Annotated in this window: 30 protein-coding genes and 1 pseudogene; 17 read left to right on the top strand and 14 right to left on the bottom strand. The window is 60.7% G+C overall.

Going from position 1 to position 23,709, the window contains the following annotated elements:
- Positions 1 to 159: 159 nt before the first annotated feature.
- The 5 genes and pseudogenes from ACSQ3J_RS02630 (at position 160) to ACSQ3J_RS02610 (ending at position 3,556) form a co-directional block, all read left to right on the top strand.
- Positions 160 to 1,056 carry a LysR family transcriptional regulator gene (locus tag ACSQ3J_RS02630; RefSeq protein ID WP_060503744.1) on the top strand — a complete coding sequence of 299 codons (897 nt, stop codon included), beginning with the start codon at positions 160 to 162 and terminating at the stop codon, positions 1,054 to 1,056.
- 36 nt (positions 1,057 to 1,092) lie between these two features.
- A complete protein-coding gene (locus ACSQ3J_RS02625) occupies positions 1,093 to 1,692 on the top strand; it encodes a dihydrofolate reductase family protein (RefSeq protein WP_060503743.1) in 600 nt (199 codons plus the stop codon).
- A 198-nt stretch (positions 1,693 to 1,890) separates the two neighbouring features.
- Complete coding sequence (locus ACSQ3J_RS02620; protein WP_244482036.1) at positions 1,891 to 2,607, top strand: gamma-glutamylcyclotransferase; 717 nt, start codon at positions 1,891 to 1,893, stop codon at positions 2,605 to 2,607.
- Between the two features lie 18 nt (positions 2,608 to 2,625).
- Complete coding sequence (locus ACSQ3J_RS02615; RefSeq protein ID WP_060503741.1) at positions 2,626 to 3,225, top strand: YdeI/OmpD-associated family protein; 600 nt, start codon at positions 2,626 to 2,628, stop codon at positions 3,223 to 3,225.
- Positions 3,226 to 3,350: 125 nt separating this feature from the next.
- Positions 3,351 to 3,556 (top strand): annotated as a pseudogene (locus ACSQ3J_RS02610) (TOBE domain-containing protein).
- Between the two features lie 6 nt (positions 3,557 to 3,562).
- On the opposite strand, the gene tsaA reads toward ACSQ3J_RS02610, so the two are convergent.
- From tsaA to ACSQ3J_RS02565, 9 genes are all read right to left on the bottom strand, one after another.
- Complete coding sequence (gene tsaA, locus ACSQ3J_RS02605; protein WP_436038610.1) at positions 3,563 to 4,087, bottom strand: tRNA (N6-threonylcarbamoyladenosine(37)-N6)-methyltransferase TrmO; 525 nt, start codon at positions 4,085 to 4,087, stop codon at positions 3,563 to 3,565.
- A gap of 70 nt (positions 4,088 to 4,157) precedes the next feature.
- Entirely contained in the window at positions 4,158 to 6,119 is a 1,962-nt protein-coding gene (locus ACSQ3J_RS02600) for an elongation factor G (protein WP_060503738.1), read from the bottom strand.
- 120 nt (positions 6,120 to 6,239) lie between these two features.
- Positions 6,240 to 7,073, bottom strand: coding sequence for an arginase family protein (locus tag ACSQ3J_RS02595; protein WP_082562684.1), 834 nt, complete (start codon positions 7,071 to 7,073; stop codon positions 6,240 to 6,242).
- Positions 7,074 to 7,233: 160 nt separating this feature from the next.
- Positions 7,234 to 8,004, bottom strand: a complete 771-nt coding sequence (gene tam / locus ACSQ3J_RS02590) for a trans-aconitate 2-methyltransferase (protein WP_060503736.1) — start codon at positions 8,002 to 8,004, stop codon at positions 7,234 to 7,236.
- Between the two features lie 118 nt (positions 8,005 to 8,122).
- Positions 8,123 to 8,773: a haloacid dehalogenase type II gene (locus ACSQ3J_RS02585; protein ID WP_060503735.1), complete on the bottom strand. Its 651-nt coding sequence runs from the start codon at positions 8,771 to 8,773 to the stop codon at positions 8,123 to 8,125.
- A 200-nt stretch (positions 8,774 to 8,973) separates the two neighbouring features.
- The gene (locus ACSQ3J_RS02580) at positions 8,974 to 9,543 is read right to left on the bottom strand and encodes a dual specificity protein phosphatase family protein (RefSeq protein WP_060503734.1); all 570 of its coding nucleotides are present in this window, start codon (positions 9,541 to 9,543) and stop codon (positions 8,974 to 8,976) included.
- Between the two features lie 206 nt (positions 9,544 to 9,749).
- Positions 9,750 to 9,953 (bottom strand): hypothetical protein, encoded by a 204-nt coding sequence (locus ACSQ3J_RS02575; RefSeq protein ID WP_060503733.1) that lies wholly within the window; start codon positions 9,951 to 9,953, stop codon positions 9,750 to 9,752.
- A gap of 90 nt (positions 9,954 to 10,043) precedes the next feature.
- Complete coding sequence (locus ACSQ3J_RS02570) at positions 10,044 to 10,211, bottom strand: Thivi_2564 family membrane protein (RefSeq protein ID WP_112834547.1); 168 nt, start codon at positions 10,209 to 10,211, stop codon at positions 10,044 to 10,046.
- 196 nt (positions 10,212 to 10,407) lie between these two features.
- Positions 10,408 to 11,448: a zinc-dependent alcohol dehydrogenase family protein gene (locus ACSQ3J_RS02565; RefSeq protein WP_060503732.1), complete on the bottom strand. Its 1,041-nt coding sequence runs from the start codon at positions 11,446 to 11,448 to the stop codon at positions 10,408 to 10,410.
- Positions 11,449 to 11,601: 153 nt separating this feature from the next.
- Here ACSQ3J_RS02565 and ACSQ3J_RS02560 point away from each other — a divergent pair, with 153 nt between their 5' ends.
- The 3 genes from ACSQ3J_RS02560 (at position 11,602) to ACSQ3J_RS02550 (ending at position 14,839) form a co-directional block, all read left to right on the top strand.
- A complete protein-coding gene (locus ACSQ3J_RS02560; RefSeq protein WP_060503731.1) occupies positions 11,602 to 12,489 on the top strand; it encodes a branched-chain amino acid aminotransferase in 888 nt (295 codons plus the stop codon).
- 162 nt (positions 12,490 to 12,651) lie between these two features.
- Entirely contained in the window at positions 12,652 to 13,734 is a 1,083-nt protein-coding gene (locus ACSQ3J_RS02555; protein ID WP_060503730.1) for a D-alanyl-D-alanine carboxypeptidase family protein, read from the top strand.
- Positions 13,735 to 13,888: 154 nt separating this feature from the next.
- Entirely contained in the window at positions 13,889 to 14,839 is a 951-nt protein-coding gene (locus ACSQ3J_RS02550) for an MYG1 family protein (RefSeq protein ID WP_060503829.1), read from the top strand.
- A 67-nt stretch (positions 14,840 to 14,906) separates the two neighbouring features.
- Here ACSQ3J_RS02550 and ACSQ3J_RS02545 read toward each other — a convergent pair whose 3' ends face one another.
- Positions 14,907 to 15,413: a hypothetical protein gene (locus ACSQ3J_RS02545; protein WP_060503729.1), complete on the bottom strand. Its 507-nt coding sequence runs from the start codon at positions 15,411 to 15,413 to the stop codon at positions 14,907 to 14,909.
- A gap of 233 nt (positions 15,414 to 15,646) precedes the next feature.
- Here ACSQ3J_RS02545 and ACSQ3J_RS02540 point away from each other — a divergent pair, with 233 nt between their 5' ends.
- Positions 15,647 to 15,832: a hypothetical protein gene (locus ACSQ3J_RS02540; protein ID WP_060503728.1), complete on the top strand. Its 186-nt coding sequence runs from the start codon at positions 15,647 to 15,649 to the stop codon at positions 15,830 to 15,832.
- Between the two features lie 36 nt (positions 15,833 to 15,868).
- On the opposite strand, the gene ACSQ3J_RS02535 is transcribed toward ACSQ3J_RS02540, so the two are convergent.
- Both ACSQ3J_RS02535 and ACSQ3J_RS02530 read right to left on the bottom strand, forming a co-directional pair.
- A complete protein-coding gene (locus ACSQ3J_RS02535) occupies positions 15,869 to 16,759 on the bottom strand; it encodes a dihydrodipicolinate synthase family protein (protein ID WP_436038609.1) in 891 nt (296 codons plus the stop codon).
- Between the two features lie 83 nt (positions 16,760 to 16,842).
- Positions 16,843 to 17,169, bottom strand: coding sequence for a hypothetical protein (locus ACSQ3J_RS02530; protein WP_060503726.1), 327 nt, complete (start codon positions 17,167 to 17,169; stop codon positions 16,843 to 16,845).
- A 245-nt stretch (positions 17,170 to 17,414) separates the two neighbouring features.
- Here ACSQ3J_RS02530 and ACSQ3J_RS02525 point away from each other — a divergent pair, with 245 nt between their 5' ends.
- From ACSQ3J_RS02525 to ACSQ3J_RS02515, 3 genes are all read left to right on the top strand, one after another.
- The gene (locus tag ACSQ3J_RS02525; protein ID WP_060503725.1) at positions 17,415 to 18,014 is read left to right on the top strand and encodes a superoxide dismutase; all 600 of its coding nucleotides are present in this window, start codon (positions 17,415 to 17,417) and stop codon (positions 18,012 to 18,014) included.
- 146 nt (positions 18,015 to 18,160) lie between these two features.
- Positions 18,161 to 19,015: a metallophosphoesterase gene (locus ACSQ3J_RS02520; RefSeq protein WP_060503724.1), complete on the top strand. Its 855-nt coding sequence runs from the start codon at positions 18,161 to 18,163 to the stop codon at positions 19,013 to 19,015.
- Positions 19,016 to 19,106: 91 nt separating this feature from the next.
- Positions 19,107 to 19,337, top strand: a complete 231-nt coding sequence (locus ACSQ3J_RS02515; RefSeq protein ID WP_060503723.1) for a hypothetical protein — start codon at positions 19,107 to 19,109, stop codon at positions 19,335 to 19,337.
- A gap of 9 nt (positions 19,338 to 19,346) precedes the next feature.
- Here the strand turns inward: ACSQ3J_RS02515 and ACSQ3J_RS02510 are convergent, their stop codons facing one another.
- Positions 19,347 to 20,057, bottom strand: a complete 711-nt coding sequence (locus ACSQ3J_RS02510; protein ID WP_060503722.1) for a helix-turn-helix transcriptional regulator — start codon at positions 20,055 to 20,057, stop codon at positions 19,347 to 19,349.
- 138 nt (positions 20,058 to 20,195) lie between these two features.
- Between ACSQ3J_RS02510 and ACSQ3J_RS02505 the strand changes: the two genes are divergently transcribed.
- The 5 genes from ACSQ3J_RS02505 (at position 20,196) to ACSQ3J_RS02485 (ending at position 23,084) form a co-directional block, all read left to right on the top strand.
- On the top strand, positions 20,196 to 20,834 hold the full coding sequence (locus tag ACSQ3J_RS02505) for a LysE family translocator (RefSeq protein WP_060503721.1): 639 nt from the start codon (positions 20,196 to 20,198) through the stop codon (positions 20,832 to 20,834).
- 174 nt (positions 20,835 to 21,008) lie between these two features.
- Positions 21,009 to 21,446, top strand: a complete 438-nt coding sequence (locus ACSQ3J_RS02500; RefSeq protein WP_060503720.1) for a c-type cytochrome — start codon at positions 21,009 to 21,011, stop codon at positions 21,444 to 21,446.
- A gap of 87 nt (positions 21,447 to 21,533) precedes the next feature.
- Positions 21,534 to 22,451, top strand: coding sequence for a c-type cytochrome (locus ACSQ3J_RS02495; RefSeq protein WP_060503719.1), 918 nt, complete (start codon positions 21,534 to 21,536; stop codon positions 22,449 to 22,451).
- 40 nt (positions 22,452 to 22,491) lie between these two features.
- On the top strand, positions 22,492 to 22,746 hold the full coding sequence (locus tag ACSQ3J_RS02490; protein WP_060503718.1) for a type II toxin-antitoxin system HicA family toxin: 255 nt from the start codon (positions 22,492 to 22,494) through the stop codon (positions 22,744 to 22,746).
- The gene (locus ACSQ3J_RS02485; RefSeq protein ID WP_060503717.1) at positions 22,743 to 23,084 is read left to right on the top strand and encodes a type II toxin-antitoxin system HicB family antitoxin; all 342 of its coding nucleotides are present in this window, start codon (positions 22,743 to 22,745) and stop codon (positions 23,082 to 23,084) included. The genes ACSQ3J_RS02490 and ACSQ3J_RS02485 overlap by 4 nt, the downstream gene beginning before the upstream one ends.
- 85 nt (positions 23,085 to 23,169) lie before the next feature.
- Here the strand turns inward: ACSQ3J_RS02485 and ACSQ3J_RS02480 are convergent, their stop codons facing one another.
- Positions 23,170 to 23,673, bottom strand: coding sequence for a GNAT family N-acetyltransferase (locus ACSQ3J_RS02480; RefSeq protein WP_060503716.1), 504 nt, complete (start codon positions 23,671 to 23,673; stop codon positions 23,170 to 23,172).
- Between the last annotated feature and the right edge of the window lie 36 nt (positions 23,674 to 23,709).

The following is a 23,709-nucleotide window of genomic DNA, read 5'->3' as shown; positions in this document are numbered from 1 at the left end:
CACCTTTATTGCCGGTGGGAGACCGGACGTGTTGGTGGCGGCGCACCGGATATCCGGGCCGTCATGGGTTTCGTTGGGCGGAATATGGGCCAAAGCCACTTGCGCGATAATCCAGGGGAATAGATAAATGCCTGTGAATTTAATTCACAGGATACGGCCATGGACAACCGGGCAGGCGAAATGGAAGTGTTCGTTACGGCGGCGGAGCTGAAGAGTTTTTCGGCAGCCGGACGGCGGCTGAAGCTGTCCCCCTCGGCCGTCAGCAAGCTGGTGACCCGCATCGAGGACCGGCTTGGCACCCGCCTTCTGGTGCGGACCACCCGATCGCTGCTTTTGACACCGGAGGGCGAGATTTATCTCGCCCGGGCGCAGCGTATCCTCGCTGATATTGCCGAGACGGAACAGATCGTCGCGGGCGGCGGATTGGCAACGCCGCGCGGACTTTTGCGCGTCAACGCCACGGTCGGTTTTGGCGAGCGCTACATCATCCCCTTGGCCGGTGAGTTCCTGGCGCTCTATCCGGAAGTCCGTCTCGAATTGTCCTTCACGGATGGCGTCATCGACCTGATCGAGGAGCGCACCGATATTGCCATCCGGGTCGGGCCGATGCGCGACTCCAGCCTGAAAGCGCGAAAACTCCTCGACAGTCGCCGGATTACGGTGGCGACGCCGGATTATCTGGCCCGGCATGGCACGCCGCAACGGCCGGATGATCTCGTCACCCACAATTGCATCACCTTCACCTTTGGCCGCAATCCGGGCGAATGGCTGTTTCGCGATCCCGAAAGTAAAACGCTTTACACCCGGCCGGCGCCCGGCAATGTCCAGGCGTCGAGCGGTTCGATCGCCCGCAATCTGTGCCTGACCGGCCTTGGTATCGCCCGCATCGGCAAATTCGATGTCGACCCGGATATCGACGGCGGCAGGCTGGTCGAGGTGCTGACGGACTACAATCCGCATGAACCGGAGCAGGTCCATGCGGTTTTTGCAGGCCACGAGCATCTGGCCGCCCGTATCCGCGCCTTCATCGATTTTCTTGCCGCAAAGATGGATTAAGGGAACTGCCTTGCTGGCGAATGCGAGGACGAAGCAATGAGAGAATTGATCCTGAAAATGTCCATGTCGCTTGATGGATTTGTCGCCGGGCCTGCGGGCGAAGTCGAATGGATGTTCAGCGGCGACCCGGAGGCCGTTGCTTGGAGTGTGGCGGCTGTGTCGAAAGCCAGCCTGCACATCATGGGCAGCCGTACTTTTCACGATATGGCCGCCTATTGGCCGACCGCCACCGGCGTGTTTGCGTCGCCGATGAACCAGATCCCCAAAGCCGTGTTTTCGAAACGAAGGCTCGCAATTCTAGACGAAAGCAATGCCGGACACGCGCCATCCGGAGCGCTTCAGCCCGGCGCTGAAAGCTGGAGTGAGACCTATGTCGCCAGCGGCGATCTGGCCGGCGAAATCGCCGGTCTGAAGGCGGGAGATGGCCTGCCGATTATCGCCCATGGTGGCGCCAGCTTTGCGCGCAGCCTCATCGCCGAGGATCTGATCGATCAATACGTCTTGCTGGTGCATCCGGTCGTGCTGGGCAACGGCATGCCGATCTTCTCCGGAGTCTCTCCGTCAAGGCGCCTCAAGCTGATCAGTTCAACAGCCTTTCCGGGAGGCTCGGTGGCGCAGATTTACCGGCCGGCGTAACCACGTCCGGAAATGCGCGCGTCTCGCAAGCGGTCAAGCCGGCATACGAACTCTGGAGGCTCTAACGGCGACGGCGTCCCGGGAAAAGGCAGATATCGGGTGGCGGTCGAATCGCTTGACTGATGAGTTGGCTCTGGCAGTTTGGGCAAGCAGGCCCCACATGCTTCTTCCGACACTGCCTGCCGAGACGAGATATCGATGCCCCAACCGCGAAAAATGTCCCTGACACCGGATATGGTGGCGCTCTGCCATCGCGACATCACCGATCCCGGCCCGGATGGACGCTGGACCGCGATCAGCGACGCGCAATATCGCGATCTCGCCGTGGCGCTGGAGCGCGAAAGCCATGGCGAACCGCTCTGGGTGTTTGCCTATGGATCGCTGATCTGGAAGCCGGAATTCGAGGCGATCGACCGGCAGCGGGCAACGGCCTTCGGCTGGCACCGCTCCTTCTGCCTGCACATCAACCGCTGGCGCGGCTCGCATGATCAGCCCGGATTAATGATGGCGCTGGAGCGCGGCGGCCGCTGCGATGGCGTCATTTACCGGCTGCCGGATCATGACCGGGCGGTGCAGATCGAACGCATGCTGCGCCGCGAGGTCAGCGCCGTCGAAAACATCGATGCCGTCCGTTGGATATCGGTCAAATCCGAAAGCGGCCCATGCCGGGCCTTGGGGTTCTGGGTGGGGGCGACCGGCGAGCGCATCCGTTCCCGCCTGCCGCTGGATGAGGTCGCAGGTGTCCTCGCCCGGGCGTGCGGACATTTCGGATCAGGCGCCGAATATCTCTACAACACGGTCTCGCATCTGGAGGATTTCGGCATTCACGACCGCAACCTTTGGCGGCTGCAGCAGCTGGTTGCCGATGAGATCAGGTCGATCCATTCCCAGGTTACAGAACCGCAGAGCCTCTGACGGGGCAGGGAGAGGATGATGGCCAAGGATCAAACCCCACTGCCTGTCCTGGCCTTTGCAGATGCGGCTGAATGGGAAAACTGGCTCGCCAGCCAGCCGTTGCCGGCAAACGGTCTCTGGATAAAATTCGCCAGGAAGGCGGCGGGTGTGCCGACGGTGTCAAAGCCTGAGGCGATCGATGCAGCCCTGTGTCATGGCTGGATTGATGGTCAGCTGAAACCGTTCGACGATAATCACTGGCTGATCCGGTTCACGCCGCGGCGGCCCAAAAGCAAATGGTCGGCGATCAATTGCAGGCGGGCAGAGGCCCTTATTGCGACGGGTCGCATGCGCCCGGCCGGTCTTGCTGAAATCGAACGGGCAAAGGCAGACGGGCGCTGGGATCTTGCCTATCAGTCGCAAAGCACGATCACCGTGCCGTCAGACTTTCAGCAGGCGCTCGGCGAAAACGAAGCCGCCAAAACCCTGTTCGAGGTGCTCGACAGCGCCAACCGCTATGCGGTTCTCTATAGCGTTCACACCGCCAAGAAACCGGAGACCCGCGCCCGCATGATCGAAAAGCTGGTCGCCATGCTGGCCCGCGGCGAAACCATCCATCCGCGCCGCAGCACGTCCTGAATCCCAGCTTTCATGTCCGGCGCAGTGTCCGCGCCCGCTCGGTTGCATCCTGCTGTTGCCGCGATATATCGTGCGAAACAGCGTCCCTGTGCGATAGGGGCGCAGCGAGAAAAGGGAGAAATCACATGAAAATCAGCGCGCGCAACCGCCTGAAGGGCAAAGTCGTTTCACCAAGGGCGCGACCACGGCCCATGTCCGCATCGATATCGGCAATGGCGCCATCGTTACGGCGTCGATCACCAATCAGGCGGTCGATGAACTTGAGCTGACGGTCGGGGGATCGGCCTATGCCGTCGTCAAGGCATCCGACGTGATGGTCGCGGTCGACTGACCAGCCCTACAGCTTTTCGCAATGGCGGGCCTCCGTGGCATCGCCCGTCTCGAAATCGCCCCGCTGTGGTGGGGCGATTGGCTTGAACAGCGTGCGGTCCGGCTTGAGATCGATCAGCGGCGTTCCATCGAGGCAGTCGAGGCCGCGGACAAGCAGGATATTACCCTCGACCGCTTCCAGTTTGACGATCGATGTGCCGATCGGATTGGGCCGCACGGGAGAGCGCAGCGAAAACGTGCCGTGCACCTTGCCGCTGTTGGCCGGGCTCTGCAACACCAGATCGCGGCGCGACCGGTCGAGCCAGTAGAGAATTTCCAGCCGCTCATAGGCCTCGACACCCTGAAGCGCCTGCACCCAAGGTTCAAAAATCTCGATCCGGCAAAGCGGGCCGTCATGGCGTCCCTGCCGCGGGCATTCCATCCGCGATGTCCAGGGCGTCGAAATCCGGCCGATGAACACAAGCGACGCATCCGCGTCCTGCGGTGCATCAACGGCAACCTCGTTCTCGCGTATTTCGTTTTCCCGAACCATCGATTGCCCGCCTGTGCCGCTGCCGATCCAGTTCTAGGAAAGCGCGGGGCCGATGTCCATCATCCCGGCGTCAATGCTCGGCGCGCTCGCTCCCATGTGCCCGCACGATCGCGTCCGCCTCCTTGCCATATAATTCCTCGAAGTGATCGAATGTCTTGGAGAAATAGCCGATCCCCTGCGTGGCCGACCGCAATGCGCGGGCCAGTTCGTCAAGCGCCCCGCCTGGAACAAGGGCACGAAAAATATCCCAGCCCTTGGCGGTCTCGTCCCGGTCGAAGCCGAGTACCTGTCCTTTCAATGACGAGACGATCTGCACCAGATTGCCCGAATAGACCGAGGGAATGTGGATTTCACTGCGGAATACCGGCTGCATCAGTACGGCTGCTCCTTCCGACAGCGCTTGCCGTACGCCCATTTTCGAGGCGGAGCGGAACGCATGTTCGGAACTGTCGACCGCGTGGTGCTGGCCATCGGTCAATGTCACGCCGACATCGATCACCGCAAAACCGAGCGGCCCTTTCTCCATCGCCTCGCGCGCTCCCGCTTCCACGGCCGGAATGTAGTTGCGCGGAACGACGCCACCCTTGACGGTCTCGCCGAAGGAAAATCCCTGGCCGCGGCCATTGGGATGGATGGTCATCTTCACATCGGCAAACTGCCCGGCGCCGCCTGTCTGCTTTCGGTGGCGATAGTGGACATCGGCCGGTTTCGAGATCGTCTCGCGGTAGACCGGCGTTGGTGCACGCTCGGTCGCCGTCACATGAAAGACATCGGACAGAGTGCGCAGGAGATCGCGCAGATGCACCGGCCCCTGAGCGCAAACCATCTGTGCGCCGGTCCCTTCTTCCTGCAGGATGATCAGGCCGCGATCGGTCTCGGCCAATTTGGCCAGTGTTTCTGAAAGCTTGTTCTCGTCGCGCTCACTGCCGGGAACAAGAATTCTCTCCATCATCGGCGTCGGAACCTTGGCCCATTCAGGTGCAGCAAGGGCGGCATCTGCGGTCAAAAGCGCCGGCACGGTCAGGTGATCGGATTTCACCGTCGCGAAGAGGTCACCGGCGACGGGGGCAAACGCCACATTGCCCTTGCCGTTGGCGGGATCCTGCACGGCACCCAGCCCTGAGCCAGCAAGAGGCGTTCCCTGTTTCAGCCCGTCATTCAGTGCGCGTGCCAAAATTGTTTTGCCGATATTCTGGCGGTGATAGGCGTGAAAGCTGACGGCCTTCAGCTTGCTCTTGTCGGCCTTGGCGGCCGCGGCAAGACGCTCACGCAGCGCATCCACCGGCGGCGCCTCGTGACGCAAAGCCTTCATCAGCCGCATCATGCCGTTGCCATGGCTGGCAGCCCCGATCAGCACCGGAATGATCTTGTTTTCGCGCAGTACACGGGTGGAGACCGCATAGAGCGCATCGCTGGGCGGCTCGCGGTCTTCGATCAGTTCTTCCAGTAGCCAGTCGTCGAATTCGGACAGATGTTCCAGCAGTTCGGTGCGCGCCTCATGTTCCCGCTGGGAAGCACTTTCGGGGATGGCGATCAGCGACGAGGTCTGGCCTTCGCGGTAACGCCAGGCCCGTTCGGAAATCAGGTCGCAGCTGCCGATGATCTTGTCGCCCTCGCGGATCGGGATCTGGCGCAGCAGCAGCGTGTGGCTGGCATAATCCTGAAGGGCGGCGATGATGTCGCGCAGCCTTCCCTTTGGCTCGTCCATCCGGTTGACGAAAAGGATGCAGGGCGTGCCCGACGCCTCGATCATCTTGAGATAGGGTGCCGCCAGCACGGCTTCTTCCGGCGCGGGCGAAACGCAGAGAATGCAGGCATCGCTGGCGAGCAGGGCGTGCTGCGCATGGGCGAGCGCCTCATTCAATCCTGGCGTGTCGAGCGCACACCAAGCTTCGTTGCCGAAGGTGAATTCCGTAAGGTTCAGTCCGTAGGGAGAGATGGATTTTCTCGGAGGCCTCTCCAGCGATCCAAGCTTTTCCACGATCGTCGATTTTCCGGTCTGCGACGGTCCAAGTACAGTAAAGCAGCGCATGGGCGGTCCTCCAACAGCCATAAGCTCAATTCTCTGTGCTCACAGGATGCCCTGAACCGGGGCCGTGCGCCAGAGGGTGATTTTTCCCACAAGGCCACAGTGACAATACGGTGTGAGGCGTTAGATGATCTTAGCCGCTCTAAAGCTCCCGAGAAGTGGTTCGATCGCGTTTAGAAATGCTTCAGGCGAGGCCGGAGGGCCGCCGATCTCCCATGCGCCTTGAAATTCTGCGATCTCGACGCCGATGATCTCGGTTCTTGCAAGTACCTCGGCGATTTCCCTTAGGTCGAAGAGCGAGAGGCCACCGTCGACTTGATAATCCGTCGGCACGATGCCGGGGTTGAGTACGTCGCAATCGAGGTGCACGTAGACCGGTCGCCCGGCAATCGCATCGATCATTGCTGTGCCAAGTCCCGCTTGTGGTTGCAGGATCTGAACGCCTGCCGCGTCGATCAAGTCGCGCTCGGCGGGGTCGATGTCGCGCGTTCCGACCAGGATCAGATTGTTCAGCTCAAGACCGCCGCCCAGTCCTGAATCCCACAGGCTGGCCGCACCGGAAATTGCCATTCCGCCAAGATAGCCGGACGTCGAGGTTTCTGGAGTGTTCAGGTCTGCATGGGCATCGAGCCATATGATGCAGGCATCGGGTCGATATCTGGCGATAATTGGTAATGTCGCCAAGGCGACCGCGCATCGGGTCAGCACAGTAAGAGGGCGTACCCTGTCTTCGAAAATGGTCTGATAGTGTCTCGACATGGCCTGCAATGCAGGCATTGCCGCCTCCAACTCCGGCTGCCATTGAATATTCAGTGCTGGCTCAGGTGTGCCGATCGCCTGAAGGTTTTGGCCAAGCAAACCGGAAAGGGCAGCCGCCAGGATAGCGGCTCCCGGTATTGCGAGATCATTATGGTCGCCCGCGCGTCCCTGAAACACGGTTAGAACGGCTTTTTCCAACGCACTTCCCGTTCGGTATTTTGGTTGCGCGACGCCTGAATTTAAATCCGCCGCAGACAATAGCGGGCTTCGTCACAGATTGCACGCTACAGTACACCGCCGAAGACAAGGCCGTCAGTCTTTTATGGGAAAAGCGCAGGCCTCGACGGTTGCCCGGACATTACCGCTTGACCGCCACCACGAAAAGGCGCGGAAACTTAAGCATAACGCGCCCGTCCGCTAGCGGCGGATAGGCTTCGCGGATGCGCCGGAGATAGGCAGCCAGATAGGCTTCGCGCACATCAGCCGGAAGTGCGTCGAGATAGGGGCGAAGGCCGGTGCCCTTGACCCATTCAACGATCGCTTCGGCATTTGCCAGACGATGATAATAGATCGTGTGCCAGACATCGATCTTGATGCATTTCGCCTCCAGCCGGTCGAGATAGGCGGACGGAGCGGGCAGGGCGGCGCGGCGCTGGCCGCCATTTGGATAATATTGCGAGAAGCGCGGGTCTTCCGCCAGTTCCCGCATCGAGGCATGCGACGGTTCGTCGAGATTATCAGGCATCTGCACGGCGATCGTGCCGCCGGGGATCAGTTCGCCCATCAAGCGCTCTATCGTGCTCAGATGATCCGGCAGCCATTGGAACACGGCGTTGGCGAAGAACAGCACGGCCGGCTTTGGCGGCGCCCATTGCGTCAGGTCGCCCTTTTCGAAGCGCGTATGGGTCATGCGCTTGCGCGCCGCCACCAGCATGTTTTCATCGCTGTCGATGCCGGTGAGCATATAGGCCGGGAAGCGGTCGTGGATCAGTTCGGTCGAATTGCCGGGACCGCAGCCGAGATCGTAGAGCGCACCATCCGGCAGGTTGGGAATCTGGTCGAGCAGGTCGCGGGCCGGCCGCGTACGCTCGTCCTCGAATTTCATATATTGTTCGGCAGACCAAGACATTGGATGTCCTTCAGGTGTTGGAGCAGTTCCGGCAAAAATGGGAGCGATTTTGCGTCCGGAAATGCGTAAGAACAGAAAGAGAGGGTATTTCGCGATTTCGAGGAAAAGCAAAAATACCCTAGAGACTTTCCAGCGACGGCAGGATCAGCTTCGGGCCGAAATCTGCATATTCGTCGGGCATGTTGGCGCGGTTGATCCAGACGGTACGGAAACCGAACTTGGTGGCGCCGGCAATGTCCCAGCGGTTCGACGACTGGAAGGAAACGGCATCGGGATAGAGCCGGTAGGTCGTCGTCACCATGTCGTAGACCGCAGGCGCGGTCTTGAAGGCCTTGACCGTCTCGACCGAGAAAATATCGTCGATGATCAGATCAAGCCCGGCCTTCTTCACCGCCGATTGCAGCATCTGCGGTGTGCCGTTCGACAGGATGGCGATGCGGGCGCCACGGTCCTTCAGGTGCTTGAGGACACTTGGAACTTCCGGATAGCAGTCGAGATGCCAATAGGCGTCCAGCAACGCTGCCTTGAGTTTCTTGTCGGCGGAGGGAAACCGCGCAAAGGCATAATCCAGCGATTGCTCGGTCAGCGTCCAGAAATCGGTGTAGGTGCCCATAAGGGTGCGGATCCAGGAATATTCCAGCTGCTTGGCTCGCCAGAGGTCGGAAAAGGCCTGGCCGTCCGGCCCCATCGCGGCTGAATGCCTGCGCACGGCCGCATGCACGTCGAACAGCGTGCCGTAGGCATCGAACACATAGGCCGCATGAGACATCACACTCTCCCGTCATTTCCCGGACGCTGCTCTCTGTCAATACATCAAACAGAGATGGCAGCGCCTTGATTGATCGCATTATTCCGCCACTCGCCAATGTCAAGGCGAGAGCATCCTGCGATTGCCGCTTGGATACGGTTCTCTACCGGGATCATGTCAAAGATTTGTGCGCCGCACAATGTTTCTCGGCGCAATCCGCATCAACTCTTCGCGGGTTTCCAGACTTTGGCCGGAAACCGCAGCGCCTGCTTGGCCAGCCGCCCCTTGAGGCCGAGAACGGTGTCGCAAAGCCCGGTCACGTGCCGGTTCGGTTTGGCCTCCGGTCTCAATCCATGCAGTGCCGCCGCCGCATCTTCCGGATCCATGTAACGGGCGAGGATTCCGAGCGTCAGTGCCGTCGAACGGCCGATGCCGCGCAGGCAGTGAACAAGGAGATGCGCATCCTCAGGCAGGCCGTCGATAAAGGCGAAGGCCTGCTCGATATGGGCGGACTTGGCCGCATCCGTTTCGTCGGGATCGGTGACATCGCCGAACAGTAATTCCAGATGCCGTTCCGCCGGCAGGTCGATCATCGACAGAAGTTTCGTTCCCGGCGCCCGGATCGAGATCAGGTGGCTCGGCGCCCAGACCGCCTTGTTGTGCCGTGCCTCCGTTTGAGACGCGACGATCAGGCAGGCAGGCCAGCCATTCGGATGGCCTGCATTGGCCGCCAGCAAGGGCGCATAGAGCATATCCGTCTGCTTGTCCTGCCTTTCCGCTGCCAGTGCCATGGATCGCCTCGTGATTCCGTTGCCGTGAGACGGGAAAATACCAGTTGGAATGGGGGCGGGGGAAGAGGGTTTTTGAAAGGGACGGATTGAGCGCTGCAACGCTGTGCGGCTATCGCCCCATTTCACACGCCCACTTGGTTGCTGTGAAGCCGGAAAAATGAAAGGATTTTCAGGCGTTGCGACGGGAAACTGCCGCGGCTTGGCCGCTATTTCTTCTTCTTGGCCGCAACCTTCACAGGTTTTTCTTCCGCCTGTTCCTGGGCAAGCCGCAAGGCTTTCAGCATGGCCGTCTTCTTGTTGCGCGCCACCAGTTCCGCGTTGATGATGTGCTGGGCGGCCGCCGAGGTTTCGTCCGGGCTTCGCCGTGCGGTTGGTTTGGCGGCGGTCTTGGTGGCGTTTTTGCTGGTCAATCTGTGCACTCACTTTGCTGGCCGAAACTGGGCATGTCGAAACGGGCTATCCGAAGGGCGGGTGACGAGAGAGTATTCTCTCTCGCAGCGCTAGAAGACAGCGAGATATTTCAGAAGTGAAATAATACCGATGATCAGCACGATGATCTGAACAATCTGCTTGGCGCGGCCATCGATCGGCAGGCGCGCGACCAGATAGAGAACAAGTACGATAACGAGAAATGTAATCAGAATACTGATCAGCACGGATGATGCCATTTATCCCACTCCTAAAAAAACGGGCGCAGCGTGCGCCTGTGGTTGAATTAGGGCGTTCTCGTCTGAAGGGAAGCTGTGTTTTACAGAATATGCTGGCAAAGGGTGGTTTTAGACCGCAGGCAGAAACGGCCGGGTGTCCCCGGCCAATGCCGTGCCGGGCTTTGGCCGGGTCTGCGGAAGACCCCGGGATTGGCTGCTAAAACCGCGTGATGACGCTGATGCCGAGGTCCTGGGCCGTGTCCATCGTCATCAACGCCGGCACAGCTTCCTCCAGGCTGATATGGCGGCCGATCAACTTTTGCGGGTTGAGCTTGCCGGTCTCCAGCATCGCTATCATCTCCTGATAGCGCCACGCCTGCATGCCGTGGCTGCCGTAGATTTCCAGTTCGTGACCGATCACCTGTGACATCGGGATCTGTGGAGTCGCATGGTCGCCGAGCATCAGGCCGACCTGCACATGGCGGCCGCGGCGGCGCAGGTTCTTGATTGAATTGAAACAGGTGACGGGCGAGCCGAGCGCATCGATCGACACATGCGCGCCGCCCTTGGTGATGTCGCGCACGGCTTCGGCCACATCGCCGGTGACGCTGCCGTCGATGGTGGCGACGGCGCCGATCTCGCGGGCGAAGGAGAGTTTCGTCTCGGAAATATCAATCGCGATGACGTTGGCGCCAAGCGCGGTCGCGATCATGATCGCCGACAGGCCAACGCCGCCGCAGCCATGTACCGCCACCCATTCGCCGCCACGCACCCGGCCCTGGTCGACAATGGCGCGGAACGAGGTGGCAAACCGGCAGCCGAGGCTGGCGGCAGTCGCATAGTCGAGATTGTCGGGCAGATGCACGAGGTTCTGGTCGGCAAAATCGATGGCGACATATTCGGCAAACGAGCCCCAATGGGTAAAGCCCGGCTGGAACTGGTTGGCGCAGACCTGTTGATTGCCCGAATGACACTCGCCGCAGCGGCCACAGCCGGAGACAAAGGGAACTGTTACGCGGTCGCCCACTTTGTAGCGCAGCACGCCCTTGCCGGTGGCAGCAACGGTGCCTGCCAGTTCATGGCCGGGCACATGCGGCAGGTTGATATCCGGATCATGCCCCATCCAGCCGTGCCAGTCGCTGCGGCAGAGCCCGGTCGCCTCGACCTTGATGACGACGCCATCGGCGCTCGGTGTCGGGTCCGGCAGCACGCGAATATCCGGCGTCTTGCCGAAGGCGTCGTAATACATGGCTTTCATCGGATGGGTCCTTTTGCTTCTGGCAACAGACTAGGCGAGCGGAACTTTGCGATCCAGATTGGACGGCATGACTTTTTTTGATGTACCTATTTACCCCACTTGTCGATTTTCCGGCTATGCCGGGCAAAATCAAGAGACCAAAAGGAGATCACTATGGCCGTCGATACATCCCCGCGCAGCGCCACCTGGACCTATGTCGATGGCGAATGGCTTTCCGGCAATCCGCCGCTGATCGGTCCGACCTCGCATGCCATGTGGCTGGGCTCGACCGTGTTTGACGGCGCCCGCTGGTTCGACGGCATCGCGCCGGATCTCGACCTGCATTGCCAGCGCGTCAACCGTTCGGCCTTGGCGCTCGGCCTGAAGCCGGTGGTGACCGCAGAGGATATCGAGGCATTGGCCTGGGAAGGTGTGAAGAAATTCGACGGCCAGACCGCCATCTATATCAAGCCGATGTATTGGGGCGAACATGGCATGCCCGGCAGCGTCGTGGCCGTTGATCCCGATTCGACCCGGTTTGCACTCTGCCTGTTTGAAGCGCCGATGGGCGAAGGCCCGGGCGGCCAGTCGCTGACTGTTTCCCCCTTCCGTCGCCCGACGATCGAATGCATGCCGACCGACGCCAAGGCAGGTTGCCTCTATCCCAATAATGGCCGTATCCTGATCGAGGCCCGCAAGCGCGGCTTCTCCAATGCGCTGGTGCGCGACATGCTTGGCAATATCGCCGAGACCGGCTCGTCCAACGTCTTCATGGTGAAAGACGGCGTCGTCTTCACGCCCGCCTCCAACAAGACCTTCCTCGCCGGCATCACCCGCTTCCGCGTCATCGGCCTTCTGCGTGACGCCGGTTTCGACGTCGTCGAAACGACGCTGACGCTCGCCGATTTCGAGACCGCCGACGAGATCTTCACCTCCGGCAATTACTCCAAGGTCGTCCCTGTCACCAAACTCGAAGACCGCGACCTCCAGCCAGGCCCAATCGCCGCCAAGGCCAAGGACCTGTATATGGACTGGGCGCATTCATCGGCGTCGGATTTGTAAGAACGTTATAAACCGGCCATCCGCGGCAAGCGGATGGCTCTTTCCCAGCGATTGGGCAAAGCCGGTTCTTCCCAGCCACCCTTTCGCCATACTACCGCAGCAAACGCTTGTCCTTTCGTGGTGCATCATGTCATTACGATGCCTTTCTCCGGAGACCGGCACATGACCGAAAACATATTGGCCAGACGGCCCTGGAAAAAATTGGCGTTTATGGCGTCGCTTTTCCTGTGCGCGCCGGCACATGCGACGCCTGTGCTCGTTGTCGATGCCGACAGTCAGCAGGTGCTGTATCAGGAGGATGCAGGCGTGCCCTGGTATCCGGCCTCGACGACCAAGCTGATGACGGCATTTGTCGTGTTTGAAGCCTTGCGCTCCGGCGAGGTGAGCCTGTCCACACCTGTCACAATGACCCGCAATGCAACGAAACAGGCCTTTCTCGAATCCGGCCTCACTTTCGGGCGGACGATGACGCTGGAAGATGCGCTGTTTGCCACCATCACCGCGTCGGCAAATGATGTCGCGACGGCCCTGGCTGAAGCAGTGGCTCCCGACGAAACGGCCTTTGTCCGGAAAATGAACGAAGCGGCGGCCCGCCTCGGGCTGACCGGCACCCATTTTTCCAATCCAAACGGCCTGTTTGACAAGACCAACTATACCACCGCCCGCGATCTCGCGATCCTTGGCATGGAAGTGGACCGGCTGTTTCCGCAATACCGGCGTTTCTTCCTGGCGTCGGCCGTCACGATCGACGGCAAGGAGATCAAATCCAACAATCTGCTGCTCACCCGCTTTGACGGCACGATCGGCATGAAGACCGGTTTTCTCTGCGCATCCGGGCGGAATTTCGTCGGGCTGGCCACGCGCAATGGAAAACGCGTGGCGGTGGTGATTTTGGGCGCAACGACGGAGCGGGAACGCAACGAGCGTTCGGCGCAATATCTGACACAAGCTTTTGAAGGCGGCCTGCCGGCCAATGCGGGGCTAGTCGGCAATCTGCAAAACCGGACCGATGTGGCGCCTCAGGATATGCGTGTCCGCCTCTGCACCGACAAGAGTGCGGCCTACGAGGCGAGCCGGAACGCACTGTACCCGATGGGATTGCCGGGCAATCCGAGCTATTTGCGCGACGAAATACCCGGCCAGGTCCACGCCATCAGCACGAAGGCCAGCGAGAACCCGGCGGATGTCCCTGTTCCCGTCCGGCGCCCTCCAGAGCTACAGCAACAAACCGGCTCTGCTGGCTAAGGCCCTCAATCGCTGCCAACACGCATCTGCTTGCCTGAAGTGCCTGCGATCCGCACGTCAAACACATAAGTGACGGGTTGAGATGACACGCGGCAATGGCTATCTGGTGCAAACTCCCAAGCAAATTTCCGCAAACAACAAGGCGTATCCCGGCATGACCCCAGAATTCCTCGTCACCCATTCCGGTGGCTTCCATGCTGATGAGCTTTTGTCGAGTGTCATCCTCACCCGGCTTTTCCCGCAGGCGCGCATCGTGCGCAGCCGGGCGCCGGAATGGATCACACCGGCTGCAGACCGGGTCATCTATGATGTCGGTGGCGCCTATGATGCCGGGACGCGCATCTTTGATCACCATCAGCGCGGCGCGCCGATGCGCGAGGATGGCCAGCCCTATAGTTCATTCGGCCTAATCTGGAAGCATTTTGGCCGCGATTATCTCGCAGCCTTCGGTGTTCCAGAAGCCCATGTCGAAACCGTGCATGCCTCGTTCGATGCCGGCTTCGTGCTCCCAATCGATCTGGTCGACAATGGCGCGCTCAGCCCGTCGGTTGCCGGGTTGCTGGGTGGGCTGAGCCTGCCCGTGCTGCTGGAAACCCTCAAGCCCGTTTTCGACGAGACCGATCCGGACGCCGACGATCAGGCCTTTGATGGCGCTCTTGTTATCGCCCGCGCGTTCGTCGAGGCCCGGATCGGGAAGAGCGCTGCCAAATTGCGGGCCGAGGCGCTGGTGCATCAGGCGATCGTCGATGCCGGCGAGGGGCGTATTCTGGAACTGCCGATGGGCATGCCGTTCCGTCCGGCCATCATCAAGGCGGGCGCCGATCACCTGCTGTTCGTCGTCCACCCGCGCGACAAGGACTGGTGCCTGACCACCATCCGCCGGGCCGACGAAGGTTTTGAAGTCCGCGCCGACCTGCCGGCCGCCTGGGCTGGCCTCACCAATGGCGACCTGGAAGCTGCTTCCGGGGTGAAAGGTGCAAGCTTCTGCCACAACGGCCGCTTCGTTGCCGCAGCCAAGACCCGCGAGGCAGCGCTGGCCATGGCGGAGCTTGCGGTCAAGGAGGCGATCGCCACCGGCCCTTCTCAAGTGCAGGCGGCTGAGTAAGAGACACTGCCAGCGTCATCAGTCTCGATGACGCGGGAAGACCCGTCGGCAGCGCCTCTCGCTGCCGTCAGGCGGGCAGGGCGCCGGAGCCTGAGCGGCGGTGCATGATAAAGGCCTGAAGACAGATGCCGAGCAGGAAGATCACGGCCCAGATGGCGGTGATCGTCTGGACCGGCGGCGAATCCGGACCGTTGCCGATCGGGCTTGAGGGCGGCAGGCGCGACAGGGTCTCGTTGATGCCGGGGATCATCAAGAGGAAGAAGGTGAACGACATCGACAGCGCCTGCAGGTAGCGGTTGAGGCGGCCGAACCAGCCGAGTTGCGCGATGACGATGGAAAAGATCACTGCCAGCATGGCGATGATGCCGATCGCATGGCCGGCATTGAACCCGCCGGTGCTCGACAGGCCGAACGAGGTGATCGCCGACAGGAACAGCGTAATGATGTATATCCGCCCGGAATTCGATTTCGGCAGGATGGCGGCATATTTCGAAAAGGAATAGAGCCCCGCGATGATCGGCACGACGCTGATGACGGTGTGAACGATGCCGAGCGTGGACAATGGATTGGCCATGGAAATCCCCCTGAATGATAATGATCGATGCGCAGAAAAATCAGCCGGCCTGCCGTCAGGTGCCGCCGGGCTGAGTGCACCGGGTGGCCGCGGTCCTATGGGATTTTGATATGTTCGCCGGGCGGGCGCAATCGAAATCCTATGCTGCTTCGACCTAAAACGGTGCTGCGCCCGCAGCTTTTGCCTCTGATGCGAAGCGGCGACGCAAACGGTCAACCAGAAGGAAGTTTTCAATGCTCTATGGTCGTGGCGCGGTTCTTTCACATCAGTATCAACGGTCGCGCGAAACCACCGCCGCCGATCACCTTGTCACGGCGGAAACAACGGGGCGGCAAGACGTCGCCATGCTTTTGCGGTTGTGCGTCGTGGCGCTCCTGGCGATCAGCGCCACCGCTGCCGTCCTTACATTTGCCCAATAGGGCTTGAATGGCAGGCGGGCCGGCCGCAGCGGCTGGTTATACCGCCGCCAAAACCTCGAGCGCAGCCTTCACCCTCAGCCGGTCTTGCTGCGACAGCGACAGGATTGGCCGTGGCGGATCAAACTTGCTGAGTTCCAGGACGTTGGCGATCGCATGGACCACGCGGTAGCTGCTGAGTTCTCGAAACAGCGCCCAGAGCGGTTCAAACAGCCCATTGATGCGCGCGACCTCGGGACGATTGCCGGCTTGCGCTGCCCGCATCAGCTTGACGGCGGGTTCCGGCAGTGTCCCGGCGACCACGCTGTACCAGGCGGCACCGCCCGCAAGGATGGCATCGGCCACCAGCCAGTCGCCGCTGTAGCCAACGGCGAAGCCGGCGGGAACGGCAGACACTGTTGCCTGATGGGCTGCCGTAATGTCGGCAGCGGCAAGCGCCGGATTTTTGACGGCAGCGATGTTGGGAATGGCCGAGAGACGCGACAGCAGCGTCTGGCTGATCGAAAAATGCGTCGTGCCGGGATTGTTGTAGATGCAGAGCGGCAAGGACGTGGCTGTCGCGACCGCCGAAAAATGCTCGAATACTTCATCATCGCCAAGCGGCGTATAGGAGGCCGGCGCCAGAAGCAGCCCCTGTGCGCCGGCATCCTGCGCATCGTGGGCCAGTGCCACCGCCTCATCGGTCCTCAATGCCCCGACGCCGACGATAACGGGCGTGCGGCCGCCAAGGCATTCCGTGGCAGTGTCGATGGCGCGGCGTTTTTCCGCCCGGCTGAGGTACATGTAGGACCCGGTGCTTCCCAACAGGCCGATGGAATCAGCCCCCGCCGCATCGATGCGCTTGAGAAGGTTGCTCAACGCACCGGTATCGACGCCGCCAGCCGCGTCGCAAGGGGTGATCGGAAAGGCAGACAGGCCATGAAACAGCATATAGGGTCTCTGTGCTGGAGAAAGCAGTCCCGCAAGCTGTGACCGTCCTGCCGTGAGAGGTCAATGGCGGGATTGTCCCGGTGTCATTTTGCAGGCGTCTTCAGCATCTGTTCGGTCAGTTCACCGCCCAGTTCGACGGTCTTGGTCTGTTTGTTGTAGACGCAGATCTGGGTGATCTTGCCCTTGGCGCCCTTTGGCTTGCCGCTGACCAGCGCAAGGCCGAAGCTCTCGGAACCGAAGGGATCAACGACCGCCTTCGGCTTTTCGATCGATCCCGCCGCCGCCTTCAGGCATTTCGCCGAGACGTCTGTCCGCATCGCGGCCCATGCGTCATCCGAGGATGCGGCAGCGATTGATGGCAGCAGGCTGGCGAAAGCGGCGATCAGGGCAGAGCGGCGGTGAAAAGACATCTGATTTCCTTGGCTTATGGATCGGCTGGTTCGCGGCCACCCTGTCGAAGGATCATGTCCATTCTGTGCCCGTTTCCTCGCTGTGGAACATTCTGGCGATGAAAGTATTTTCCATTGCTGGTGCGAAATTTGGCATGGCGGCGGTTGCCTGTTGCAGCAGTGGTCCCTATGTTCCGCCTCACAGATTTCTTTCATGAATTCCAACCCGGCTTTCATGGATCCCGCCAAGAAGAGGAGATACCATCATGGCTTTCGAATTGCCGAACCTGCCTTACGACTACGACGCGCTCGCCCCTTACATGTCGCGCGAGACGCTGGAGTATCACCACGACAAGCATCATCTGGCTTACGTGACCAACGGCAACAAGCTGGCTGAAGAAGCCGGTCTTTCCGCTCTGTCGCTGGAAGAAATCGTCAAGAAGTCCTACGGCACCAACCAGCCGCTGTTCAACAATGCCGGCCAGCATTACAACCACCTGCATTTCTGGAAGTGGATGAAAAAGGGCGGCGGCGGCACGCAGTTGCCGGCCAAGCTCGATGCGGCCATCAAGTCCGATCTCGGTGGCTACGACAAGTTCCGCGCCGATTTCATCGCCGCCGGCGCCGGCCAGTTCGGCTCGGGCTGGGCATGGCTCTCCGTCAAGGGCGGCAAGCTGGAAATCTCGAAAACCCCGAACGGCGAAAACCCGCTGGTTCACGGCGCATCGCCGATCCTCGGCGTCGATGTCTGGGAACATTCCTACTACATCGACTACCGCAACGCCCGTCCGAAGTACCTCGAAGCCTTCGTCGACAGCCTGATCAACTGGGATTACGTGCTCGAGCTTTACGAAGCCGCAGCATAAGCAACCCGCTTATCGAATTGCGAAAACACCCGGCGTCACAAGCGCCGGGTGTTTTCGTTTTGGCAAGGTCCTGTACCGTCTTGAGATTTGCCGTTTTCACGCGCAGATGTCATGCGGCTGTCACAGGCCGGTTCTAGGCAGGCGCGATGCAAAACAACACCGAAATACCTGTGCTCCGCTTCGGCATCGTCGCCGACCCGCAATATGCCGATATTGCGCCGCACGAGGCGATGAACCGGCATTATGCCCAAAGCCTCGCCAAGCTTGCCGACGCCATAACGATTTTCAACGCGGCTGATCTCGATTTTGTGATGACGCTCGGCGATATCATCGATCGCGATTGGGACAGTTTTGACGATATCCTGCCTGTCTATGAAGCTCTGCGCCACAAGGCCCTGTTCCTGCTCGGCAATCACGATTTCGCAGTGGCGCCGGAACATCTGGGTCATGTGGCGGAACGGCTCGGCATGCCCGCCCGCTATTATGATTTTGCCATTGGCTCCTGGCGCTTCGTCGTCCTGGATGGCAATGATGTCAGTACGTTTTCAGCGCCGCCAGAAGATCCGTGCACAACGCTGGCCGTGGAGCGGCTGGAGGCACTTGTCGCTGAAGGCGCCATCAATGCGCAGACCTGGAACGGTTCGCTCAGCGACGAACAATTCGGGTGGCTCAAGCAGGTGATGGAGAAAGCTGAGACCGATGGCGAAACCGTTCTTGTGCTTGGCCACTATCCTGTCTTTCCGCCCAACAGCCACAACATGTGGGATAGCGCGCGGATCGTTGACCTGCTCACCGGTTTTGCCTGCTTTCGCGGCTATTTCTGCGGCCACAACCATGTCGGCAATTTCGGCGAGGTCGGCGGCCGTCCGTTCGTGACGTTCAAGGGCATGGTCGACACGCCGGACGAAAACACCTTTGCGATCGTCGCGGTCTTTCAGGACCGGATGGAGATCGAAGGGTTTGGGCGGGAAGAGAGCCGGGTGATACGGCTCGGCGCCTGACGCGGGCCACCGCCTGAAAATTTCCATCAGCGTGAGCCGTTTTGCCGAGTCGTGCGTTTACCTCTGGTCCAATCAAGCCGAGGAGACGACTATGGCGAAGACCTTTGATCTATCCGACCTGTCCGAAGGGGAGCTGACTGCACTCATCGAGGAGGCGGTGAGCCTGCGTGAGACGCTGCGCACCAGCCGCGAACGCGAACGGACAACCGCCGCCGATGGTTCGAAAGGCCAGGATGTGCACGATCCCGACCACGGCGTGATTACGGCGCCGACGCCGCGGCAGGTGAAGGAAGAGGGGCCGGCGCACGGGGCGACGAAATAAGCGTATTCTTCAGCTGACGCCCAGTGGAGGGGCCGGTGACCCGGTCCGCCACCCCTTGATCCACATGTCCCGCAGGCCGTCGCCTTCACCGCGAAAATTCTCTTGCGTCTCGTCGCAATTTTCCACCCGGTCGGCGCGGAAATTGCGGATGGCCTGGCGCAGTTCACACCAGGCGACCACGACCGCGGTGGTGGAGTAATAGATCAGTGCCAGCGGCCGGACTGTGCGTTCACTGGCGCGGCCGAGTTCATCGCGATAGTCGAGCGTCAGTTTCTGTTCGTCGCGGATCGCCCGGCGCACCAGCGCCAGATCGAGCCCTGACGGCGGCGGTGCGATCGTACCCCAGGCATGCAGGGCCTTGGACTGCAATGTCTGGCGCAGCGGCACCGGTATGGCCCCGGCAATCTTCTGGTTGACCCGCCGGGCAGCGTCCTTCAGTTCCGCATCGCCGGTGCGCTCAAGCAGCGCCAGGGCCAGCACGATTGCCTCCGTTTCCTCGATCGAAAACATCAGTGGCGGCAGGTCGAAGCCGGGCCGCATGATATAGCCGATGCCGCGCCCGCCCTCGATCGGCACCCGCATCGCCTGAAGGGCGGCGATATCCCGGTAGATCGAGCGGACCGTCACTTCCAGCGTTTCGGCGATCTCAGCCGCCGTCACCGGCCGCGTGGCAAGCCGCAGAATCTGGATGATCTCGAACAGGCGCGATGCCTTGCGCATGGGTCACCTTTTCTTGCATCAGGCGAAACGCTCCTGACAGAACCCTGTCAGTTGGGTGAGGGTATAGCATGTTGGCAAGCGCTTGAAAAACAAGCGTTGTGCAAAATGCGCCTCTCTCTCGATCAACGGATAACTGACATGACTTACGCGGAAAATCTCTGGCTGTTCTTCACGCTTCTCTTCGGCATCATTATCGTGCCCGGCATGGATATGGTGTTCGTCATGGCCAATGCACTGACCGGCGGCCGGGCTTCGGGCCTGACGGCGACAGCCGGCATTATGGCGGGCGGCGTGTTCCATACGCTCTATGCGGCGCTCGGCGTCGGCTTCCTGCTGCACCTGGTGCCTGAACTGTTCAATGTGCTCCTGCTTGCAGGGGCAGCCTATATCGCCTGGATCGGCCTGTCGCTTGCCCGCAGCAGCATCGCGATCGCCTCGGTCGAGACCGGATCCCGGCTGTCGCTCTGGACGAGCTTCCGGCGCGGCGCGCTGACCAGTATCCTCAATCCAAAAGCCTATCTGTTCATGCTCGCCGTCTATCCGCAGTTCCTGAAACCCCAGTTCGGGCCGGTGTGGTCGCAGGCGCTGATCATGGCGATCATGATCTCGCTGACCCAGCTCGCCGTCTATGGCAGCTTGGCGCTGGCGGCCGGCCGCAGCCGGGATGTCATCGTCTCCAGCCCGCGCGTCACGGCGATCATCGGCAAGACAGTCGGCGTGGTTTTGATTGCGGTGGCAGCGCTGACGGCCTGGCACGGATGGGTGTCGCAAGGCTGATCTGCCAATAATATGAGTAAATACTCCTGTTAATTCAAGCCGTTGCGATGAATGTAATAAACTTGATTTCAAAAAAATGTTACTTCCTTCGGGATCGCAACATGCAATCATGCCGGCGCATTGACAGGAAGGCCGCGCCGGAGCGCTGCGGCCGTGTCTGACCGGGAGACATGGATGAAGCTGAAAACAATATTGACGGCCATGGTGATTGCAGGCTGTGGCGTAAGCGCCGTCATCGCTGCGGATGATCCGGTCAAGGTCCGTGAAGGACTGATGAAGCAGGTCGGCGGATCGATGGGCGCGCTTGCCGGTATCGCCAAGGGCGAAAAGCCGTATGACGCCGAGATCGTCAAGACGGCGCTGACGACGATCAGCACCAATATCAAGGCATTTCCGGATCAGTTCCCGGCAGGCTCGGAAGCCAATTCCGAAGCCAGCCCGAAGATTTGGGAAAGCATGGACGACTTCAAGGCCAAGGCTGCCAAGCTCGGTGCAGACACCGATATGGCGCTTGCCCAGCTTCCGGCTGACCAGGCGGGCGTCGGAGCAGCCCTTGGCGTCATCGGCAAGAATTGCGGCGACTGTCATCAGGCCTACCGCATCAAGAAATGACACGGCGGGCCTCGTTCCCCTAAAAGACGATCTTTGGCGCGCCCGGCCCGGCGCGCCAAATGTGTTTTCCGGCAATAGGAGCGGGTGATGGGTTTGCGGGTTCGAAAACTGGTGACGACGGTGGTTTTCTTCGGCGCGATCGCCGGTGGCGCCGCCTGGTTTCTGACCAAGCCCGAGCCATGGCCCGCATCGCATTGGGCCGACCTTGGTGAACCGGATGTTGCCAATGGCGAACAGATATTCTGGGCAGGCGGCTGCACCAGCTGTCATGCGGCGGCGAAATCCGAAGGCGACGCCAAGCTGGTCCTCGCCGGTGGATTGCCGCTGAAAAGCCCGTTCGGCACCTTTCATGTGCCCAATATCTCCCCGGATGAAACGGCAGGCATCGGCAGCTGGACGCTGGCGGAATTCGGTGACGCCATGACACGCGGCGTCGGAAGGAACGGAGAGCATCTTTACCCGTCCTTCCCCTACGGTTCCTACGCTCGGATGGCACCGAAGGATATCAACGATCTCTGGGGCTTCCTCAAAACCCTGCCGAAGAGCGCCAACGTGGCGCCACCACACGATCTGCCGTTTCCGTACAATATCCGCCTGACACTTGGCGGCTGGAAACTGTTGTTCCTTAGCGACAAGCCGCGTGTCACCGTTGATACCAGCGATCCTAAAATCGCCCGCGGCCAGTATCTCGTCGAAGGCCCCGGCCATTGCGGCGAATGCCACACGCCGCGCAATAGCTTGGGTGGCTTCGAAACGGCACAATGGCTGGCGGGCGCGCCCAATCCGGAAGGCGAGGGCCGCATCCCCAACATCACGCCGGGCTCGAAGAGCATCGGCTCCTGGAGCGAAGGCGATATCGTCAACTACCTCGAAACCGGCTTCACACCGGAATTCGATTCGGCCGGCGGCTCGATGGTCGAGGTCCAGCAGAACATGGCCAAGCTTCCGGCATCCGACCGGGAGGCGATTGCGGCGTATCTGAAGGCGGTGCCGGTGGTGGAGTAGCGTGCTTGCATAACATGCTATCAGATAGTAGAATGCTAGCATGAACAGCAAGCATAGGAAAACGCTTGCCGCGATCTTCAAGGAGCCTGTGTCCGGAACGATCGATTGGGCCGATATCGAAAGCCTGCTTCTGGCGGCTGGGTGTACTCTGATCGAAGGTAACGGTTCGCGCGTCAGGTTTTCTTTCGCAAGCGAGGTGGAGAGTTTCCATCGTCCGCATCCGGCGAAAGAAGCAAAGCGCTATCAGGTTCGGGCGGCGCGGGACTTTCTGCTGCGTCTAGGAGTAAGACCATGAACATCATGTCCTACAAGGGTTACGCAGCGCGGATCGACTATGACGCGGAAGACGAAGTCTTTTTCGGCCGTATCGCAGGCATTACCGATGGCGTCGGGTTTCATGCCGATACGGTTGCCGATCTGAAGGCGGCGTTCCACGAGGCTGTCGATGACTATATCGACACCTGCGCGAAGATCGGCAAGGATCCGCAAAAATCGTATTCCGGCAAGATGATGTTTCGCGTTGACCCGGATGTGCATGCCCAGGCCGCCAAGGCGGCGGAACTGTCGGGAAAGAGCCTCAACCAATGGGCAGCCGAAGTGCTGGCAAAAGCAGCGGCGGCAAAAGCGGCATAAAGGCTGTTTCCGTCCCCGAAGGGCCAAGGCGCGCCCTTGCGAACGCGCCCATCGCCATAATGCTGCTGCCTTGAAATGACCCGCCTCAGGCGAGTGTCTGCAGATAGCGCATGCCGGTCACCGGGCCGGGCGTGAAGTTTTCCGATTCGTAGAAACGATGTGCCTGGAAATTGCCGGTGGCGGCACTGACCGAGAGATAGGTGGCGCCGGCCATTCGGGCCTGTTCGCGGGCCTTGGCGACCAGATGACGGCCGATGCCGGTGCCGCGATGGGCCGGGCGGACGTAGAGATGGTGCAGTTCCATGCCGCGCGCACCCTGCTGGGCACGGTAGAGCGGCACGAGAATGGCGTAGCCGATCAGTTCGCCAGCGGCCTCGGCGACAAGCGCGGTGATCCAGGGCATGCGGCCGAACAGGTCACGCTCGAGATTTTCCGGGGTCACAGCGGCGGCATCGCCATGATGGGCGGCAAGCTCGGTGATCAGTTCGCGCAGGGCAGGCAGGTCGCGCTGCTTGGCGGTACGGATCGTGACCATCGGCGCGCGTGTGGCGGGATGGAGAAGGGATGTCGGAGTGGCAGTCTGCAGCATTTCAAGGCTCCTTATGGCTTTTGCGCCATCAGGTGC

Source organism: Rhizobium sp. LjRoot98 (assembly GCF_964252935.1).
Lineage (GTDB): Bacteria > Pseudomonadota > Alphaproteobacteria > Rhizobiales > Rhizobiaceae > Pararhizobium.
Note: the sequence above shows the minus strand (reverse complement) of the source record. Positions and strands in the feature narration are given on the sequence as shown.